This is a genomic window from Streptomyces sp. NPDC017056 (assembly GCF_044332485.1).
In the GTDB taxonomy this organism is placed as follows: domain Bacteria; phylum Actinomycetota; class Actinomycetes; order Streptomycetales; family Streptomycetaceae; genus Streptomyces.
The window spans coordinates 35,667-54,076 of sequence record NZ_JBIRPD010000016.1; the positions used below are offsets into that span (position 1 = coordinate 35,667).

The following is an 18,410-nucleotide window of genomic DNA, read 5'->3' on the forward strand; positions in this document are numbered from 1 at the left end:
GCGGACAGTGACGGGTCAGCTCCAGATCTGCGCGTTCTTGGACTCGGTGCTCTGGTAGTTCTGAGCGGCCTGGTCCAGGGCCTTGGCGATGGCTTCCAAGGTCGAGTGCAGGGAAGCGGCGCGCTGGTCCCACTCGCGCTGACGGGCCTGGTAGCCCTCCTGCGCGGAACCTTCCCAGCTGGCGGCGATCTTCTTGACGCCCGACTCGAGGTCGTCGAGCTGGGTGCGGATGTTGTTGGCCGTTCCGCGCACGTCGGCAGAGGCCTGGGAGATCGTCGCGAAATTGACGAGGATCTGGCCGGACATATGGTCTCCTCAGGGAGTTGATCTGGTCGATTCACACGCCGCGGCAGGACGGCCGGCCCGGGGCCGCCGAGGCGGTGGGCCGGTGCGCGCTGCGGCGAAGTGGGCGCGCCGCGGGTGGCGGCGCGGTCCCGTCATCCGAAGGGCGAGGCCTGCGCGGAGACGTGGGACATCGACTGGGCCTGCTCCTCTTCCGAGGCCACGTAGTTCTTCGTGGTCGAGTCGATCGCTTCCTTGATCTCGTTCAGCAGCTGGTTCAGGCGCTTCGCGTCGTCGTTGACCTGAGACTGCAGCTGGTGGTACGAGGAGGCCGCAGCGCCCTTCCACCCCGACGTGATGCCCTCGACGACCCCGTTCAGGCGCGTGATCTCACCCTGGATCGACTGGTTGACGGAGGCGATACGGCCGCTGAATGCGACCATCTCCTCCTCAGTGGTTGTGAACTGCTGACCAGCCATAAGTCAACGTCCCCCATGAGACTCGTACGTCGTGCCGGAGGGACTCGTGTGAAGAGGGCCCCCGGTTGGCATCTCCTGCTGACGCCTTCCGCCACTTTAACCACTCCATACCCCTGCCCCCAACAGCGGGTGGGAGGTTGTGACGGGATCACAACAATGCCAACTGGCCGTTCGGGAATGCCGTTTCGATGGAAACGGACAGAAGTATTTCTTTCGGTCAGGTGGGGTGGGGATATGGAGGATCGGAGGAAGGGGTGCGGGGGGAAGGTGGCCGGGAGGGGGAGGCGACTGGGGCGGGTACGGCCTGACGCCGGTCTTGATGACCGGCGTCAGGTGCGGTGAATCAGGAGAGCGGGAGAGCAGGAGAGCGCAAAGAGCGAGGTGGGCGCCGTTTCAGGAGCTCTGCGGCTTCTTGGCGCTGTTCGTGTTCAGCTCGGGGCCCTCGGAGAGCAGCTGCGACCACGCCTTGCTGACGGTCAGCGGGTGGACGCTCTCATAACCGAGGTGGATCTGCGCCTGGTCCTGTTCCTTCTCGGCGTTGCCGGCCTTCTGGGCGCTGTCGTTGTTCTTGGGGATCGAGTAGCGCAGGCCGGTGTCGGTCACCAGGAAGAGCGAACCGGTCTTCGCGTTGCCGGACACCTGCTGGTAGAGCAGGCCGCTGCCGGGGGTGACGTACGCGGACGAGCCGGCGGCGATGTTGGCCGGGTAGTCCTTGCCGACCCAGGTCGACATCTTCGGCACGCCGCCCTCGAAGCCCAGCCGCTTGCCGGCGCCGTTGGCGTACTCGGTGCTGGTGCCGTGGTAGACGCTGCAGGAGACGTCGGCGCCGGAGCCCTGGTCGCCGAGGCCCGAGCTCTTCTTGGTGGCGGCCGCGTTGGCCATGGTGACCGCCTCGGAGGGCCACAGGTCGACGCCGGGGACGTTGGACAGGAACTGGACGACCTGGCCGTTCTCGTCGCGCTTGGGGTCGATGGCGGACGTGGAGACCGTGTGCGGCGCCAGCTTGGAACCGTCCTTGTTGACGTCTGTGGCGTTGGGGCCCTCCAGCAGGAGTTTGGCCGTGAAGTTGGACACCTTCTGCAGGCTGTCCGGCAGGACGACGTACTTGTCGCCGGCGTTGGTCTGGAGGATGGTGCCGGTGACGGCGTCCTTGGCGGGCACGCCCTTGGCGGCCGAGGGCTTGCCGGCGCCGGGGATGCGCGGCATCGCGATGGGCATGGGGCTCTTAATGAGGGTGTTCATCCATTCGGATGAGACCTTCTGCGGTTGCGCGTCCCCGAAAATCACCTGGCGCAGCTTGGTGTCCGCCTGCTCCTTGACCGGCTGCGTCACGCCCGCCTGGCCGTGCAGGGCGTCGAAGGCGAAGGCCACGCCGTTCTGGTCCACCAAGTACTTGTTGCCGTCCGGGTCTTCCACGTACAGGGCCTGGTGCAGGTCCAGTTTGCCCTTGTCCTCCACCTTGGCCTTGTCCTTGCCGCCGAGGACGAAGACGGCTTGCTGGGCCTTGCTGTTCTGGCCGCTGCCGGGCCGGGAGCACACCGCCCACGTCTTGGGGGTGCCGGCTTCCTTGTCGGTGGGCAGGCGGTCGGGGGCGTACGGGATTCCGATGGCCGGGCCGTGCGGGATCTTTCCGTCCAGTTCCTCCTCCTTCACCTTTACGACCTGAAACTTCTTCGGGTCGAGGAGGAGTTTGGCGGATGCCAGGTTGAGGATGGGGTGGAGGAGTTTCTGGTTGTTTCCGTTTTCGTCCTTGTTGTTCAGGACGACATACCTGGTGGTGGATTTGTCGCCGACGATGACGTTCTGCGCCGGCGTATCCCACCCCTTGGGTGCGACGGGCTTCAAGATGCCGCAGGCGCCGAACCCGACGGTGACCACCACGCCGAGCAGGATGCTCGGGAGCACCGCTTTGAGCGGTCGCGGTGCGCTCTCGATCGAGCCGTTCGGCAGCGGCTTCAGAAATGCCGCAGTCGTCCGCTTTCGAGCGAACGAATACGCATTCAGCTCGTCCCGACGTGATGCCATTGTTGCTTTCTCTCCCCGCCTGTCGGATCCACCGTGGACCGCCCCCGGCACTCGGGCCGCAGCGCCCTCTACTATGCCGTGTGTCGATCGACCCGTACGGTACGGGTGCCACCTTCCGACGCACCAGTCTCGACGACGGTACCGAGGCGGGAAGACATACCGCTCAGAGGCACAATGCTCAGAGCCACACCACCAGTAGAGGAGCAGGCCGGGGGATGTCCAGCGCCACCAGGGCTCGACGCCGCAATGGGCGGCAACAGCAGCAACAGCCTTCCGCTCCAGCGCAATACGCAGGAAATGCGGGCCAAAACGGTATAGCTCCGGGCAATGGAGGAAATCAGGGCCGGGAAGAGGCAGCGCGTTCGGCCGGTCCGGTGGCTCCCCGGCTGCGCGCACAGGCCGGGAGCATCGGTGGCGTACGCGTACAACAGCTCGCGATCATCGAAATCGCGGCGGCGCTGGTCCTGGTCGGCTGGTCGATCCACCCCGTCGCCCTGACCGTGGCCGCGGTGGTGGCCGCCGTACTGATCGTGTTCGCGCTGGGGCGGCGCCGGCGGATCCCGCTGCCCGAGTGGATCATCACCGTGCGCGCCATGAAGCGCCGCGGTAAGACCGGCGCTTCGGCCGCGGCCGGCGTCGACCCGGCCTTTGCCCCGCTCGTGGAGTGCGACCCGGCGCTGCGTACGTACGAGTACACCGACGCCGAGCAGCGCGCGATCGGATTTGTCGGTGACGGCACGTTCTTGACCGCCCTTGTTCAGGTGGAGGGCCGGGACGAGCCGCTGCGCCCGAGGAGCGGCAGCCGTCCGCTGCCGATGGACGTGCTGCACACCGCCCTGGACGTGGAGGACATCCACCTCGAATCGGTGCAGTTCGTCCAGTACACACAGCCCGCGCCGGCCCCGCACCTGCCCGAGCAGGCCGTCGCCGCCCGCTCGTACGCGCCGCTCCAGGCACAGACCAAGACGCCCGCGCTCCAGCTCACCTGGATCGCGCTCAAGCTGGACCCGGAGCTGTGCGCGGAGGCCATCGAGGCGCGCGGCGGCGGGCTTGAAGGTGCGCAGCGCTCCCTGCTGCGCGCCGCCGACCAGCTCGTCAGCCGCCTCACCGCGCACGGCGTACGGGCCCGGGTGCTCGACGAGCGCGAGGTGGTGGCCGCGGTCGGCACCGCGGTGTGCGTCAGCCCGCGGGCGGCCAGCGGGGCGATGGGGCGCGACGGCCGCGCCGCGCGCCGCACCCAGGAGACGGTCCGCGCGATGCGCTGCGACGACCGGTGGCACACCACGTACTGGATCGGCCGCTGGCCGCAACTGGGCCCGGGCGGTACGCCGCTGGCGGGCATCGCCCAGCTGCTGACCAGCACCCCGGCGATGGCGAGCACCTTCGCGCTGACCGCCTCGCACGGCAGCGGCCGGGCGCCCGCCATCTCGGGCTACGTCCGCCTGTCGACGCGCAGCGAGAACGAACTGACCGCCGCACAGGGCGAGTTGGAGCGCCGCTCCGGTTCCGTGAAGGTCGGGCTCGTACGGCTGGACCGTGAGCAGCTCCCCGGTCTCCTGGCCACGCTCCCCCTCGGAGGTACCCGCTGATGGCGACGCCCACCTACCAGCCCCGCGCCACCCCCAGCAGCGACGGCTGGCGCAACCCGCCCATCGGCGGCGCGCCCGCGGGCGGCGGGCGGCGGCTCTCGCACGAGCCGCGCCCCGACGAGCGGCAGGCGGCGCCCACCGGACCGCGTCCGCAGCCGGGCTTCGGCCTGCGCGGTCCGCGGCGCAGTCCGCACATACTGACCGCGGACTCCCTCGCGTCGCTGACGCTGCCGGTCGCCGAGGACGGCGTCGTCATCGGCATCGACCCGGAGAACCAGCCCGCGGTGCTGAGCCTCCTGCGGCCCAGCCCCCTCGAAGTGGTGCTGGTGGGCAGCATGTGGATGGCGCAGGTGCTGGCGCTGCGCACGGTCGCCACCGGCGCCCGGGTCGCGGTCGAGACCGCCCGTCCGCCGGCCTGGGCGCAGATGGCGCAGGCCGCGGGCGGCGGGCAGCAGTGCGTGTCGGTCCACGACGTACGGCAGATCGCGCCGCAGGGCCCTTCGGTCTCCAGCCCGGTCCTGGTCGTACGGGACATGGGCGCGCGGCCGCCGCGCAATCAGCTCGCGCCGGGGCCCTGGCAGTCGGTGCTGACCGTGCTCCCCTTCCTGGGGCCGCGGTCGCCGCAGATGCTGGCCCGTGCCGACCTGGTGTGCCTGCAGCGGCTGTCGCCGGAGGAGGCCGAGGTGGTGACGCGCATCATGCGGCTCCCGGAGCAGATCGGCGGGGTGCTGCCGACGCTCAGCGACAACGCGATGCTCTGGTGCACGCGCGACAGCCACCAGTTCGTGATGACGCAGCCCACCGAGGCGGAGACCAACCTGCTCGGCGGCCCGCGGCGCATGGACTGACGGACGGCAAGCGGACGGCGGGCGGCCGGCGCGGGCGGTCGCGGGTACCTCTTCAGGGTGTCCGCCGGCCGTGCGCCGGGGCTCGCCGTACGCGTGGTTTCGCGCCGGGGTCCACGGTGGGCCGGCGGCGGGCGTACGGGCGCATCCCGAGGGTGCGCCCGTCCGTGTGCCGTCTGGCCCCCAAGACGGGACGGCATCGACTGCCGTTCGGGGGCGACTGTTGATTAGGCTGTATCGGAGAGCCGCAAGAGCACACCGACGGCTGCCGTTACGGGGATGGAGACAGTTAGTGTTGGCGCAACCCGGGGTGGTGTGTTCCGACGTCCGCTACATCCGATTGATCCGCCTGTATCCGGTCTTGCCGTTCAGGTGCGTTTCAGTACACCAGGAGGCACAGTGAACGAGCAGGAGGCTTTCCGTCCGGACGGGAACGATCCTGACGACGACCAGTCCGAGTTCGATCTGACAGGTGAGTTCAAGATCGATTTTGCGGCTCCGGCCTGGTACGCGAGCAACGACACCAGTGGCGGCGGTACGGCCGCCGTCACGACGCCTCCTGCCGCCCCCTCCCCCGCGCCGCCGCCCGAGGGCATGCCGCCGAGCGCTCCACCGACGGCCGGCCCCCCGCAGGCCGGCCCGGCCCAGGGCGTACCGCAGGGCGCCTCGGCGCCGCCCGCCGCACCGCCCGCGTTCCCGACGCTGCGGCCCAACGACGGTGCCGCCGACGCCGGTCCGGCACCCGCGCCCACCGCGCCGGCCCCGGTCGCGCCGGCTCCCCTGGCGCCCGAGCCGCCGGCTCCCGTGGCGCCGCCCGCGCCCGTCGCCGAGGCGGCGCCGGAAGCGCCCGCCGAGCCCGAGGAGTCCGCGAAGCCCGGCGCGCCGCAGTCCGGGAACGTACGGACCGGCAGCGTCGACCCGACGGCGTCCCTGTGGGACGACGACCCGGAGCCCGAACCGGCCCCCGCACCCGCCCCGGCCGAGGCCGAGGCCGAGGCCGAGGTCCCGCCCGCGATGCAGGTCGCCGAAGAGCCGCAGCCGCAGCCGGATGCAGCGAGCCAGTTCGGCGGTCCGGCCGAGGCCGACGCGTCGGCGCCCGCGCCCGTACCGCAGCCTGCGCCCGAGCCCGACGCGCCGGTCGCCGCGCCCCAGCCGCCCGTACAGCAGCAGGCGGCACCGGAAGCACAGCAGCAGCCGGAGCCCCAGCAGCCGGAAGCGCCTCAGGCCGAGGCTCCGCAGGAAGTTCAGCAGCAGGGCGTTCCCCCGCAGCACATGCCGCAGCAGCAGATGCAGCAGCAGGCCGCGCCCCAGCAGGCGCCGCAACAGGGCATCCCGCAGCAAGGCATCCCGCAGCAGGGGGCGCCTTGGGGTGCCGCCACCGGCCAGCAGGCAGGTGCGCCTGCGAACTTGCCGCCGCTGCCGCCGGAGTACCAGCCCGCGGACCCGCAGGCAGCCCAGGCACAGCAATACGCGCAGCAGTACGGGCAGCAGTACGCCCAGCAGCAGGCGCAGCAGGCCCCGCAACAGCCGCAGGCTCAGGCCCAGCCGCAGCCCCAGCAGCAGGCATACCCCCAGGCCCAGCCGCAGCAGCAGCCGTACCAGCAGCAGGGCGCGTACCAGCAGCAGCCGCAGGCTCCTCAGCAGGCTCAGCCGCAGGCCGGTTACGGCTACCCCCAGCCCGCCTACGGCTACCCGCCGCAGCAGCAGCCCCAGCAGGCCGCACCGGCGCAGCAGCAGGCGCAGGCTCCCGCCGATCCCAGCACCGCGGCAGCGCAGGCGGCTTACGGCTACCCGCAGCAGAGCGGATACGGCTACCCGCAGGCGCCCCAGGCCCAGGGTTACCCGCAGCAGGCCGCGCCCGCCCAGCAGCAGTACCCCGGTTACCCTCAGCAGCAGCCGCAGGCCCAGCCCCAGGCCCAGGCCCAGCCGCAGCAGCAGCCGGCCCAACAGCCCCAGCAGGTGCAGCCGCAGGCGCCGCAGCAGCCGCAGGCCCCCACCCCGGTCCAGGCGGCCGACCCGAACGCGGCGGCCAACTACGCGCAGTACTCGCAGCCGGGCCAGCAGCAGCAACAGCAGCGGGCCGCTCCCGGCGCGCCCCTGGGCTACAGCGCCGCCGTCGAGCTGACCTCCGACCGCCTGCTCCGCAACCAGCCCAAGAAGAAGAAGCCGGGTGCCAACGCGCAGCCCTCGCGCTTCAAGCTTGGTGCGAAGAAGGAGGAACAGGAACGTCAGCGCAAGCTGGAGCTGATCCGTACGCCGGTGATGTCCTGCTACCGGATCGCGGTCATCAGCCTCAAGGGCGGCGTCGGCAAGACCACGACGACGACCGCGCTGGGCGCCACGCTCGCCTCCGAACGGCAGGACAAGATCCTGGCGATCGACGCGAACCCGGACGCCGGCACGCTCGGCCGCCGGGTGCGCCGCGAGACCGGTGCGACCATCCGTGACCTCGTGCAGGCGATCCCGCAGCTGCACAGCTACATGGACATCCGCCGGTTCACCTCGCAGGCGCCGTCGGGGCTGGAGATCCTCGCCAACGACGTGGACCCGGCCGTCTCGACGACGTTCAACGACGACGACTACCGGCGGGCGATCGACGTCCTCGGCAAGCAGTACCCGATCATCCTCACCGACTCGGGCACCGGCCTGCTCTACAGCGCGATGCGCGGGGTGCTGGACCTCGCCGACCAGCTGATCATCATCTCCACGCCGTCGGTGGACGGTGCCTCCAGCGCCAGCACCACGCTGGACTGGCTGTCCGCGCACGGCTACGCCGACCTGGTGCAGCGCGGCATCACGGTGATCTCCGGGGTCCGCGAGACCGGCAAGATGATCAAGATCGACGACATCGTGTCGCACTTCGAGACGCGGTGCCGCGGCGTGGTCGTGGTCCCCTTCGACGAGCATCTGGCCGCCGGTGCCGAGGTCGACCTGGACATGATGCGCCCTAAGACCCGCGAGGCGTACTTCAACCTGTCCGCGCTGGTCGCCGAGGACTTCTCCCGGGCGCAGCAGGCACAGGGCGCTTGGAGCGACCCCGCGGCCCAGCAGCAGATGCAGCAGCCGGGCGACCCGAACGCCCAGCAGCAGTACGGGCAGCAGCAGTACGGCCAGCAGGCGTACCCGCAGCAGGGCCAGGAGATGCCGGGCCAGCAGCCCACCGGATACCCGCCGCAGCAGGGCGGCTGGACACAGCAGCCGCAGCAGCCCCAGGGCTGGCAGCAGCCCCCGGACGCGCCGCAGGCTCCCGGGCAGCCCGGTCTCCAGCCGGGCTGGACGCAGCAGCCTCCGCCGCAGTAACGCCACGGCACACGGCAGGGCCCGGCACTTTTCCCAAGTGCCGGGCCCTGTCCCGTTGGTGCGGGCCCGCTCGGCGCGGGCCCGGTGTGACGCCGCGTCAGTCCTCGGCGGAGGCGATCAGTTCGCGGGTTTCCTTCACGTCGACCGCCATCCGCTCCAGCAGCCCGTCCAGCGTGTCGAACTTCTCCATGCCGCGGAGGTAGGCGTAGAAGTCCACCGCGACGTGCAGGCCGTACAGTTCCAGGCCGACGCGGTCGATGGCGTGCGCCTCGACGGTCCTGGCCGTGCCGTCGAACTGCGGGTTGGTGCCGACCGAGATGGCCGCAGGCATCTTCTCGCCGTCCGCGTGCAGCCAGCCCGCGTACACGCCGTCGGCCGGGATGGCGGTGTGCGGCAGGGTCTCCACGTTCGCCGTCGGGAAGCCCAGTTCGCGGCCGCGCTGGGCGCCGCGTACGACGACTCCCTCCACGCGGTGCGGGCGTCCCAGTACCTCCATGGCGCCCGCGACGTCGCCCTCGGCGACCAGCCGCCGGGTCAGGGTGGAGGAGAACGGCTCGCCGCCGCCCGCGGCGCCGCGCTCGAACAGGTCGACGACCTCGACCTCGTAGTCGTAGGTGCCGCCCAGTTCGGCGAGGGTGTCCACGGTGCCCGCGGCCTTGTGCCCGAAGCGGAAGTTCGGCCCCTCGACGACCAGCTTCGCGTGCAGCTTGTCGACCAGCACCTTGACCACGAAGTCGGCCGGGGCCAGCTTCGAGAACTCCTTGGTGAACGGCAGGATCAGGACGGCGTCGACTCCCAGGCTCGCCATCAGCTCGGCGCGCCGCTCGTGCGGGGCCAGCAGCGGCGGGTGGGTGCCGGGTCGTACGACCTCGCTGGGGTGCGGGTCGAAGGTGACCACCACGGCCGGCACGCCCAGCTCCCGGGCGCGCGCCACCGTCTTCCCGATGATCAGCTGGTGCCCGCGGTGCACGCCGTCGTAGGAGCCGATGGTGACGACGCTGCGTCCCCAGCCCTCGGGGATGTCCTCCAAGCCACGCCAGCGCTGCACTGTGCCCGCTCCTCGCCCGAACTCTCGTCTGTCCACTGTGCCGGGGGGCGATCCGGTCGGATCCGGACTCCCTCGGCCTTACGCAGGTCTAAGACTGCCATGCCGTGCGCACCGCTTCGCGGGAAGGGTCGCCTCGCTTCTGTTAGGTGCGGCACCCGGAAGGGGCCGTTCGGCCGCCGCGGTCCGCCTGCCGCCGCGTGGCGGGGTCCGTATGGACCTGGCGAGCGCCCCTTCCACGCCCTCGCCGCACTCCGGGTGCCCCCCGTTGGAGTGAACGCGGTCGCGGCCGGTACGACCGCGTACGGCGACGGGCGGCGCCCTGTACGTGGCGCCGCCCGTCGGACCGGTCGTCTTCGGCTACTGGGCGAAGACCGCCAGGCTCTTCGCCCGGCCGCCCTGGTTCTCCAGCAGCGCCAGGAACGTCCCGTCGGGCGCGAACGCCGCGGCGGGCCGCACCGGGCCCTCGCCCTCGTCGAACCGCGGCATCGGGATGCGCACACCGTTGGTGAGCAGCCGTGCCTGGTCCAGGGTGACGTCCCAGCGCGGGAAGGCCGCGGCCGCCGCCTCGCCGATCGGCATGACCGGCAGGCCGCCGCCGGCTTCGTCGTCCACGGACGTCTGGAGCTGCTCCAGCGTGCGGGCCCGGTCCAGCTTGTACGGGCCGACTCGGGTGCGGCGCAGTGCGGTCAGGTGCCCGCCGACGCCGAGCGTCTCCCCCAGGTCGCGGGCGAGCGCCCGGATGTACGTACCGGAGGAGCACTCCACCGAGACCAGCAGGTCGGTGACGGGCGTGCCGTCCTCGGCCTCGGTCTCCTCGACGGAGTACACGACGAACGAGGAGACGGTGACCGGGCGGGCCGGTATCTCCACGTCCTCGCCGTCGCGTACCCGGGAGTACGACCGCTTGCCGTCGATCTTGATGGCGCTGACCTTGGACGGCACCTGCATGATGGCGCCGGTCAGCGCCGCCACGCCCGCGTCGATCGCGGCCCGGTCCAGGCCGTGCGCGGCCGTGGCCGCGGTGATCTCGCCCTCGGCGTCATCGGTGACGGACGTCTGGCCCAGGCGGATGGTGCCGACGTACTCCTTCTCGGTCAGCGCGAGGTGGCCGAGCAGCTTCGTGGCACGCTCGATGCCCAGGACGAGCACACCCGTCGCCATCGGGTCGAGCGTGCCGGCGTGCCCGACGCGGCGGGTGCGGGCCATACCCCGCATCTTCGCCACCACGTCGTGCGAGGTGAAGCCGGCCGGCTTGTCGACGATGACCAGGCCGTCCGGCGCCCCCTGCTTGGCACGGCTGCGCTCCACACGCCTCGCGCCGGTGTTCTCGCGCTTCATTACGCCGTGGTGTCCTCGTCCTCGTCGCCCGGCTTGCGGTACGGGTCGGCCTCGCCCGCGTACTTCGCGCCCGAGGACGCCTCGCGCACCTTGGCGTCCGAGGCCCGTGCCTTGTCCAGCAGGTCCTCGATCGTCTTGGCGTTCTCCGGCAGCGCGTCCGCGACGAACGTGAGGGTCGGCGTGAACTTCACGCCCGCCGCCCGGCCGACCTCGGAGCGCAGGATGCCCTTGGCGCTCTCCAGCCCGGCCGCCGCGCTGGCCCGCTCCTCGTCGTCGCCGTAGACCGTGTAGAAGACCGTAGCCTCCCGCAGGTCGCCGGTGACCCGGGTGTCCGTGATGGTCACGTGGCTGCCCAGCCGCGGGTCCTTGATGCCGCGCTGCAGCTTCTGGGCGACCACCTCCCGGATGAGGTCCGCCAGCTTCTTCGCCCGCGCATTGTCGGCCACTGGTCCGTCTCCTTCTGTGTCTTTCACCGTGGTGCTTGTGGCGCCGACGACCCGCTCAGTCGTCATCGTCGCCGTGGATCCGCCGTCGTACCGACAGCAGCTCCACTTCGGGCCGTGCGGCGACCAGGCGCTCGCAGCGGTCCAGTACGTCTGTGAGGTGCCCCGTGTCCCCGGACACCACCGCGAGTCCGATGGTGGCTCTGCGGTGGAGATCCTGCTCGCCGACCTCCGCCACGCTGACCGCGTACTTGCGGTGCAGTTCGGCGACGATCGGGCGGACGACGGAGCGCTTCTCCTTGAGCGACCGTACGTCGCCGAGGAGGAGGTCGAAGGACAGTGTCCCTACGTACATGCGGTGCGGGTAAGGCCACCCGTGGGGCACTAGATGCCAGATGTACGAACCATTCGAACCGTACAGGCAACGGCCGGGGCCGATCGACGGAATTTCTCCCGCCGACCGGCCCCAGTCGGTCACTGCATGATCAGCCGCGCGGCTTCTCGCGCATCTCGTACGTCGCGATGACGTCGTCGACCTTGATGTCGTTGAAGTTGCCGAGGTTGATACCGCCCTCGAAGCCTTCGCGGATCTCGGTGACGTCGTCCTTGAAGCGGCGCAGACCCTCGATGTTGAGGTTCTCCGCGACGACCTTGCCGTCGCGCACCAGGCGGGCCTTGGTGTTGCGCTTGACCTCGCCGGAGCGGATGAGAACACCCGCGATGTTGCCCAGCTTGGACGACTTGAAGACCTCGCGGATCTCCGCCGTACCGAGCTCGACCTCTTCGTACTCCGGCTTGAGCATGCCCTTGAGGGCCGCCTCGATCTCCTCGATCGCCTGGTAGATGACCGAGTAGTAGCGCACGTCCACGCCCTCGCGCTCGGCCATCTGCGTCGCGCGGCCTTCGGCGCGGACGTTGAAGCCGATCACGATCGCGTCGGAGCCGGACGCCAGGTTGATGTCGGACTCCGTGACCGCACCGACGCCGCGGTGCAGGACCCGGATGTCGACCTCTTCGCCGACGTCGAGCTGGAGCAGCGAGGACTCCAGGGCCTCGACCGAACCGGACGCGTCGCCCTTGATGATGAGGTTGAGCTGCTGCACCTCGCCGGCCTTGAGCACCTTGTCCAGGTCCTCCAGCGACACCCGGCGGGTGCGCTTGGCGAACGCGGCGTTGCGCTCACGGGCGGCGCGCTTCTCGGCGATCTGGCGTGCCGTGCGGTCCTCGTCGACGACCAGGAAGTTGTCGCCGGCACCCGGGACGTTGGTCAGACCCAGCACCAGGACGGGGGTCGAGGGACCCGCTTCCTGCACGTTCTGGCCCTTGTCGTCGAGCATCGCCCGGACGCGGCCGTACGCGTCGCCGGCCACCATCGTGTCACCGACGCGCAGCGTGCCGCGCTGGACCAGGACGGTCGCCACGGCGCCGCGGCCACGGTCGAGGTGGGCCTCGATCGCGATGCCCTGCGCGTCCTGCTCGGCGTTGGCCCGCAGGTCGAGCGAGGCGTCCGCGGTCAGGACCACGGCCTCCAGCAGCTCCTCGATGTTCTGGCCCTGGCGGGCGGAGATGTCGACGAACATCGTGTCGCCGCCGTACTCCTCGGCCACCAGGCCGTACTCGGTGAGCTGACCGCGCACCTTGGTCGGGTCCGCGCCCTCGACGTCGATCTTGTTGACCGCGACCACGATCGGCACGTCGGCCGCCTTGGCGTGGTTCAGGGCCTCGATCGTCTGCGGCATGACACCGTCGTTGGCCGCCACCACGAGGATCGCGATGTCGGTCGACTTGGCACCGCGGGCACGCATGGCGGTGAACGCCTCGTGACCCGGGGTGTCGATGAAGGTGATGCGCCGCTCTTCGTCGTTGACCTCGGTCGCGACCTGGTAGGCACCGATGTGCTGGGTGATGCCGCCGGCCTCGCCCGCGATGACGTTCGTCTTGCGGATCGCGTCGAGCAGTCGCGTCTTACCGTGGTCGACGTGACCCATGACGGTCACCACCGGCGGACGCGCGACGAGCATCTCCTCGCCGCCCTCGTTCTCGCCGAAGTCGATGTCGAACGACTCCAGGAGCTCGCGGTCCTCCTCCTCCGGGGAGACGATCTCGACGACGTAGTTCATCTCGTCGCCGAGGAGCTGCAGCGTCTCGTCGGAGACGGACTGCGTCGCGGTGACCATCTCACCCAGGTTCAGCATGACCTGGACGAGCGACGCCGGGTTGGCGTTGATCTTCTCGGCGAAGTCCGTCAGCGAGGCACCGCGCGACAGGCGCACCGTCGCACCGTTGCCGCGGGGCAGCATGACGCCGCCCACCGACGGGGCCTGCATGGCCTCGTACTCCTGGCGCCTCTGACGCTTGGACTTGCGGCCGCGGCGCGCGGGACCGCCGGGACGGCCGAAGGCGCCCTGCGTGCCACCACGGCCACCGGGACCACCCGGACGTCCGCCGAAGCCGGGACGGCCGCCGAAGCCGCCGCCACCACCGGGGCCGCCGCCACCGGGACGACCGGCGAAACCGCCGCCGCCACCCGGACGACCGCCACCGCCGCCACCGGGACGGCCGGCGAAGCCGCCGCCACCGGGACGACCGCCGCCACCGGGGCGACCTGCGCCACCGGGACCGCGACCGCCGCCGCCACCGGGACCCGGACGCGGGCCGGCGGCCGGGCTCTTCGGCATCATGCCGGGGTTGGGGCGGTTACCGCCGCCGGGACGCGGGCCGCCCTGGCCTGCGCCCTGCGGGCGGGGCATGCCGCCCGGGGTCGGACGGTTGCCGCCGGGAGCCTGCGGACGGGGACCGCCCTGGCCGCCCTGACCGCCCTGCGGACGCGGACCGCCGGGGGCACCCTGGCCGCCGGGGCGCGGCGCGCCGCCGGGACGGGGGGCCTGCGGACGGGCCATGCCGGTGGAGCCACCGGACGTGAAGGGGTTGTTGCCCGGACGCGGTCCGGACGGACGGTTGCCGCCGGGACGCGGGGCGCCGCCCTGGCGGTCGCCGCCGGGACGGGGCGCGTTGCCACGGCCCTGACCGCCCTGGCCGCCGCCCTGGCCGCCCTGCTGCGGGCGGGCCGGACGCGGGCCGGGGGTGGCGCCGGGGCGCGGCGCGGCGGGAGCCGACGGGGGCGCCTGGAACTCGGGCTGCGCGGGCGCGGCCGGAGCGGGCTTGGGGGCCTTCGGGCCCGGCGTGGGACGCGGACCCGGGGCCGGGGCCGACTTCGGGGCCTCGGCGGGGGCCGCCGGTGCCTGGGTCGCCTCGGGGGCGGCCGGCGCCGGAGCCGCGGGGCCCGGCTTGGGGGCGCCCGGCTTCGGGGCGCCGGGGCGTGCCTGCGCCGGGGACGGCGCGGACGGCTTTGCGGGCGCGCTCTTGCGCGGCGCCGCGGGCTTGCCGGCGGCACGGCCGTTGCCGTTGCCAGCCTGGAAAGCGTCGGTCAGCTTTCGAACAACCGGCGCCTCGATCGTCGAGGACGCCGAACGGACGAATTCACCAAGTTCTTGGAGCTTGGCCATGACGACCTTGCTCTCAACTCCGAACTCCTTGGCGAGTTCGTATACCCGGACCTTAGCCACTTCGCTCCTTCTAGGTCCGGGTGTCCACCGGACCGTCGCTACTTCATGGGCGTACTCATCGCGTACTCATCGAGTGCTCATCGCAATCTCGACCTACTTCCGACTCGCGAGGTACCTGACCGCACGGTTTTCCGTGCGCTGTGCTTTCTTACGGTGTTGCCTGATCAACCGGTGTAGCTTGATCAACATGCGCCCCTTCGACGAACCGGCGCAAGGCCGTCACATCGAACGGTCCCGGGCCCCGGAAGGCCCGGGGGAAGGCCCGGCGGCGGACCGCCAGGTCGAGACAGACCCGTGTCGGGTGCACATAAGCACCCCGGCCGGGCAGCGTACCGCGCGGATCGGGGGCGCACTCGCCCTCGATCGCCACGATGCGCAGCAAATCGCCCTTGGCCGCTCGCTCCCGGCACCCCACACAGGTGCGCTCAGGGCATGCGCGGGCATGCGTCCGGCCAGACACTGCTTAAGTCTACCTCCCCGCGCCGACCTCACCCCTACGGGGTAATGCCCGAACGGTCGCTCAAAATTCCGGTGGGCCGCCACCGATTTTTTCGGCTGCGGCCGCACCCTTGCGTGCTCCCGGCCGCCGCCGGACGCGGGCCCCGGCCCGTGCGCGGCGGCGCGGATCACTCCTGTTCCGCGCCCTCGGTGTCCGGGCGGATGTCGATGCGCCACCCGGTGAGCCGGGCGGCGAGGCGGGCGTTCTGCCCTTCCTTGCCGATGGCCAGCGAGAGCTGGTAGTCGGGCACGGTGACCCGCGCGGAGCGCGCCGCCAGGTCGACCACCTCGACCTTGCTGACCCGGGCCGGCGAGAGCGCGTGCGCCACCAGCTCGGCCGGGTCGTCCGACCAGTCCACGATGTCGATCTTCTCGCCGTGCAGCTCGGCCATGACCGCGCGCACCCGGCCGCCCATCGGGCCGATGCAGGCGCCCTTGGCGTTCAGCCCCGAGCGGGTGGACCGCACGGCGATCTTGGTGCGGTGACCGGCCTCACGGGCGATGGCGGAGATCTCCACCGAGCCGTCCGCGATCTCCGGGACCTCCATGGCGAAGAGCTTCTTCACCAGGTTGGGGTGGGTGCGCGAGAGCGTCACGGACGGGCCGCGCACGCCCTTGACCACCCGGACCACGTACGAGCGCAGGCGGGTGCCGTGCGTGTACTCCTCGCCGGGGACCTGCTCCTGCGACGGCAGGATGGCCTCCAGCTTGCCGATGTCGACCAGCACGTTCTTCGGGTCCCGGCCCTGCTGGACGACGCCCATGACGACGTCGCCCTCCCGCCCGGCGTACTCGCCGAAGGTGATCTCCTCCTCGGCGTCCCGCAGCCGCTGCAGGATGACCTGCTTGGCGGTGGTCGCCGCGATCCGGCCGAAACCCGACGGGGTGTCGTCGAACTCGCGGGGCTCGGCGCCCTCTTCGAGGTCGGCCGGGTCCTCCTTCGCCCACACCGTCACGTGCCCGGTGTTGCGGTCCAGCTCCACCCGCGCGTGGCGGCGGCTTCCCTCGGTGCGGTGGTACGCGATGAGGAGGGCCGACTCGATGGCCGCGACCAGCAGGTCGAACGAGATCTCCTTCTCTCGTACCAAACCCCGCAGGGCACTCATGTCGATGTCCACGGCTACGCCTCCTCCTGGCTCTCGTCGTTCTGCTCGGCGCGGTCGTCGCGCCCCTTGTCGTGCTTGCGGTTGAACTCGATCTCCACGCGCGCCTTGGCGATCTCGGCGAAGGCGACCCGGCGGGCGGTGGGCTTGCGGCCCTTGACGCCCGGCACCTCCAGGTCCAGCCCCTCGTCGTCCACGGCGGTGATACGTGCCACCAGCTCGCCGCCCTCGTGGAGTTGGGCCTTGACGAGGCGGCCGACGGCGCGGCGGTAGTGCCGCGGCTCGGTCAGCGGGCGGTCGGCTCCGGGGGAGGTGACCTCCAGCGTGTACGGCGCGCCGCCCATGGCGTCGGAGTCGTCGAGCGCCTGCGATGCCTCGCGGCTCAGCTCGGCACACTCGTCCAGCTGTACGCCGTCGTCGGAGTCGACCACGATCCTCAGCACACGCCGCTTTCCGGCCGGTGTCACCTCGATCTCTTCCAGATCCAGGTCTCGCGCGGCGACGAGCGGTTCAAGCAGTCCGCGCAGCCTCTCGCTCTGGGTGGTGCTCATCCGGGTGACTCCTCGGCCGCGTGTGCTGTTGTGGGAAGGTCGCGTGTCGGGTCAAAGCCTAGCTGTTCCGGCGGGGTACTGACGATTCGGTGGCGGGGCACGGATACGCTCGCCTGCGGTGATCACTACGGATGCCCCCACCGAAGACCACGGGAAGTCACACGTGCACAACGTCGCGCTCACGCGCAGGAGGACCTTGCTGGCCGGCTCCGTGCTCGGCGGGGCGGCGCTGCTGCTCACCGGCTGCTCGGACGATTCCGGGTCCGGCGGGGGCAAGAAGGACGCGGACGCGGCGGCGGAAGCGCGGCTGCGCGCGCAGGCCGCGCGGGACAGCGCCGCGCTGCTCGCCCGGTACGACGCGACGCTCGCCGCGCACCCCGGGCTCGGCGAGCGGCTGCGGCCGCTGCGCGCCGAAGTGGCCCGGCACGCGGCGGCGTTCGGCGGCGCGTCCCCCGCACCGTCCTCGGCTGCCCCGTCTTCTCCCGCGGCCCCGTCCGCGCAGCCCCGCGCGGGCGCGACGGGCACGCCGTCCGCACCCGCCTCCCCCGCCGTCCCGCCGGACGGGAAGCAGGCGCGTACGGATCTCGCGGCGGCGGAGCGGCGCACCGCCGACGCCCGCGCCGCCGCCCTCGTGACGGCCCCGCCGGAGCTGGCCAGGCTGCTGGCGTCGGTCGCGGCGGCGGGCGCGGCACACGCGTACCTGCTCGCGGAGGAGGACGCGTGAGGCGGGCCGGAGCGGCGGCCGTGACCGGCACGTGCGACAGGCCGGGCGCGGGCCCGGGGACGGAAGGGGCACAGCGATGCTGACATCCAGGGTGGCGCGGGCGGGCGCCGCTGACGGCGACGCGCACGCCGCCGAGCTGCGGGCGCTCCAGTCCGCGCTGGCGGCCGAGCACGCCGTCGTCTACGGCTACGGCGTGGTCGGCGGCCGGATCGGCGCCGACCGGCGCAAGGAGGCACGGGAGGCGTACGACGCACACCGCGCGCGCCGGGACGAGCTGGGGCGCGGCATACGCGACCTGGGCGGCACGCCGCGGGCCGCGGCGGCCGCGTACGAGCTGCCGTTCCCGGTGCCGGACTCCGCCGCCGCGGTCCGGCTGGCCGCTGAGCTGGAGGACCGGGTGGCGGCCGTCTACGCCGATCTCGTGCGGGCCGGCGGCGGCGCGCGGCGCAAGGACGCGGCGGCGGCCCTGCGGGAGGCCGCGGTGCGGGCGGTGCGCTGGCGCGGCAGCGGCGTAGCCTTCCCTGGGCTCGCGGAACGGGCCGGGGCCGCCGGCACCCCGTCCGGCGCGGCGTCCGGCGCCGCCGCGGACCCGCACTGACGGCCGCCCGCACCAGGGGGC

16 protein-coding genes are annotated in these 18,410 nt (G+C 71.9%); 5 read left to right on the plus strand and 11 right to left on the minus strand.

Annotated elements, in window-relative coordinates; translation table 11 throughout:
- Positions 1 to 15: 15 nt before the first annotated feature.
- The 3 genes from ACH4OW_RS27115 to eccB form a co-directional block, all read right to left on the minus strand.
- Positions 16 to 306, minus strand: a complete 291-nt coding sequence (locus ACH4OW_RS27115; RefSeq protein ID WP_360137713.1) for a WXG100 family type VII secretion target — start codon at positions 304 to 306, stop codon at positions 16 to 18.
- Between the two features lie 131 nt (positions 307 to 437).
- Complete coding sequence (locus ACH4OW_RS27120) at positions 438 to 761, minus strand: WXG100 family type VII secretion target (RefSeq protein ID WP_030681314.1); 324 nt, start codon at positions 759 to 761, stop codon at positions 438 to 440.
- A gap of 393 nt (positions 762 to 1,154) precedes the next feature.
- Entirely contained in the window at positions 1,155 to 2,786 is a 1,632-nt protein-coding gene (gene eccB, locus ACH4OW_RS27125) for a type VII secretion protein EccB (protein ID WP_398030420.1), read from the minus strand.
- Between the two features lie 374 nt (positions 2,787 to 3,160).
- On the opposite strand from eccB, the gene eccE reads away from it, so the two are divergent.
- The 3 genes from eccE (at position 3,161) to ACH4OW_RS27140 (ending at position 8,520) form a co-directional block, all read left to right on the plus strand.
- Positions 3,161 to 4,375: a type VII secretion protein EccE gene (gene eccE / locus ACH4OW_RS27130; RefSeq protein ID WP_360137707.1), complete on the plus strand. Its 1,215-nt coding sequence runs from the start codon at positions 3,161 to 3,163 to the stop codon at positions 4,373 to 4,375.
- The gene (locus ACH4OW_RS27135) at positions 4,375 to 5,223 is read left to right on the plus strand and encodes a hypothetical protein (RefSeq protein ID WP_360137704.1); all 849 of its coding nucleotides are present in this window, start codon (positions 4,375 to 4,377) and stop codon (positions 5,221 to 5,223) included. The genes eccE and ACH4OW_RS27135 overlap by 1 nt, the downstream gene beginning before the upstream one ends.
- A 396-nt stretch (positions 5,224 to 5,619) precedes the next feature.
- Complete coding sequence (locus ACH4OW_RS27140) at positions 5,620 to 8,520, plus strand: SCO5717 family growth-regulating ATPase (protein WP_398030421.1); 2,901 nt, start codon at positions 5,620 to 5,622, stop codon at positions 8,518 to 8,520.
- A 97-nt stretch (positions 8,521 to 8,617) separates the two neighbouring features.
- Here ACH4OW_RS27140 and ACH4OW_RS27145 read toward each other — a convergent pair whose 3' ends face one another.
- From ACH4OW_RS27145 to rimP, 8 genes are all read right to left on the minus strand, one after another.
- Complete coding sequence (locus tag ACH4OW_RS27145; protein ID WP_360137698.1) at positions 8,618 to 9,568, minus strand: bifunctional riboflavin kinase/FAD synthetase; 951 nt, start codon at positions 9,566 to 9,568, stop codon at positions 8,618 to 8,620.
- Positions 9,569 to 9,925: 357 nt separating this feature from the next.
- On the minus strand, positions 9,926 to 10,906 hold the full coding sequence (truB, locus tag ACH4OW_RS27150; protein ID WP_360137695.1) for a tRNA pseudouridine(55) synthase TruB: 981 nt from the start codon (positions 10,904 to 10,906) through the stop codon (positions 9,926 to 9,928).
- Positions 10,906 to 11,352: a 30S ribosome-binding factor RbfA gene (gene rbfA, locus ACH4OW_RS27155; RefSeq protein WP_360137692.1), complete on the minus strand. Its 447-nt coding sequence runs from the start codon at positions 11,350 to 11,352 to the stop codon at positions 10,906 to 10,908. Before rbfA ends, truB begins: the two co-directional genes overlap by 1 nt.
- A gap of 55 nt (positions 11,353 to 11,407) precedes the next feature.
- A complete protein-coding gene (locus ACH4OW_RS27160; RefSeq protein WP_360137689.1) occupies positions 11,408 to 11,704 on the minus strand; it encodes a DUF503 domain-containing protein in 297 nt (98 codons plus the stop codon).
- A gap of 130 nt (positions 11,705 to 11,834) precedes the next feature.
- The gene (infB, locus tag ACH4OW_RS27165) at positions 11,835 to 14,915 is read right to left on the minus strand and encodes a translation initiation factor IF-2 (protein WP_398030422.1); all 3,081 of its coding nucleotides are present in this window, start codon (positions 14,913 to 14,915) and stop codon (positions 11,835 to 11,837) included.
- Positions 14,916 to 15,063: 148 nt separating this feature from the next.
- Complete coding sequence (locus tag ACH4OW_RS27170) at positions 15,064 to 15,375, minus strand: YlxR family protein (RefSeq protein WP_398030423.1); 312 nt, start codon at positions 15,373 to 15,375, stop codon at positions 15,064 to 15,066.
- A gap of 166 nt (positions 15,376 to 15,541) precedes the next feature.
- On the minus strand, positions 15,542 to 16,531 hold the full coding sequence (gene nusA / locus ACH4OW_RS27175) for a transcription termination factor NusA (RefSeq protein WP_360137680.1): 990 nt from the start codon (positions 16,529 to 16,531) through the stop codon (positions 15,542 to 15,544).
- Positions 16,532 to 16,533: 2 nt separating this feature from the next.
- A complete protein-coding gene (gene rimP / locus ACH4OW_RS27180; RefSeq protein WP_360137677.1) occupies positions 16,534 to 17,067 on the minus strand; it encodes a ribosome maturation factor RimP in 534 nt (177 codons plus the stop codon).
- Between the two features lie 118 nt (positions 17,068 to 17,185).
- Here rimP and ACH4OW_RS27185 point away from each other — a divergent pair, with 118 nt between their 5' ends.
- Positions 17,186 to 17,791, plus strand: coding sequence for a hypothetical protein (locus ACH4OW_RS27185; RefSeq protein WP_398030424.1), 606 nt, complete (start codon positions 17,186 to 17,188; stop codon positions 17,789 to 17,791).
- A 76-nt stretch (positions 17,792 to 17,867) separates the two neighbouring features.
- Positions 17,868 to 18,389: a ferritin-like domain-containing protein gene (locus ACH4OW_RS27190; RefSeq protein WP_398030425.1), complete on the plus strand. Its 522-nt coding sequence runs from the start codon at positions 17,868 to 17,870 to the stop codon at positions 18,387 to 18,389.
- Positions 18,390 to 18,410: the final 21 nt, after the last annotated feature.

Coding starts and splice junctions, on each gene's coding strand:
- ACH4OW_RS27115 (WP_360137713.1), bottom strand. CDS start 306: ATGTCCGGCCAGATCCTCGTCAATTTCGCGACGATCTCCCAGGCCTCT.
- ACH4OW_RS27120 (WP_030681314.1), bottom strand. CDS start 761: ATGGCTGGTCAGCAGTTCACAACCACTGAGGAGGAGATGGTCGCATTC.
- eccB (WP_398030420.1), bottom strand. CDS start 2,786: ATGGCATCACGTCGGGACGAGCTGAATGCGTATTCGTTCGCTCGAAAG.
- ACH4OW_RS27135 (WP_360137704.1), top strand. CDS start 4,375: ATGGCGACGCCCACCTACCAGCCCCGCGCCACCCCCAGCAGCGACGGC.
- truB (WP_360137695.1), bottom strand. CDS start 10,906: ATGAAGCGCGAGAACACCGGCGCGAGGCGTGTGGAGCGCAGCCGTGCC.
- ACH4OW_RS27160 (WP_360137689.1), bottom strand. CDS start 11,704: ATGTACGTAGGGACACTGTCCTTCGACCTCCTCCTCGGCGACGTACGG.
- rimP (WP_360137677.1), bottom strand. CDS start 17,067: ATGAGCACCACCCAGAGCGAGAGGCTGCGCGGACTGCTTGAACCGCTC.
- ACH4OW_RS27190 (WP_398030425.1), top strand. CDS start 17,868: ATGCTGACATCCAGGGTGGCGCGGGCGGGCGCCGCTGACGGCGACGCG.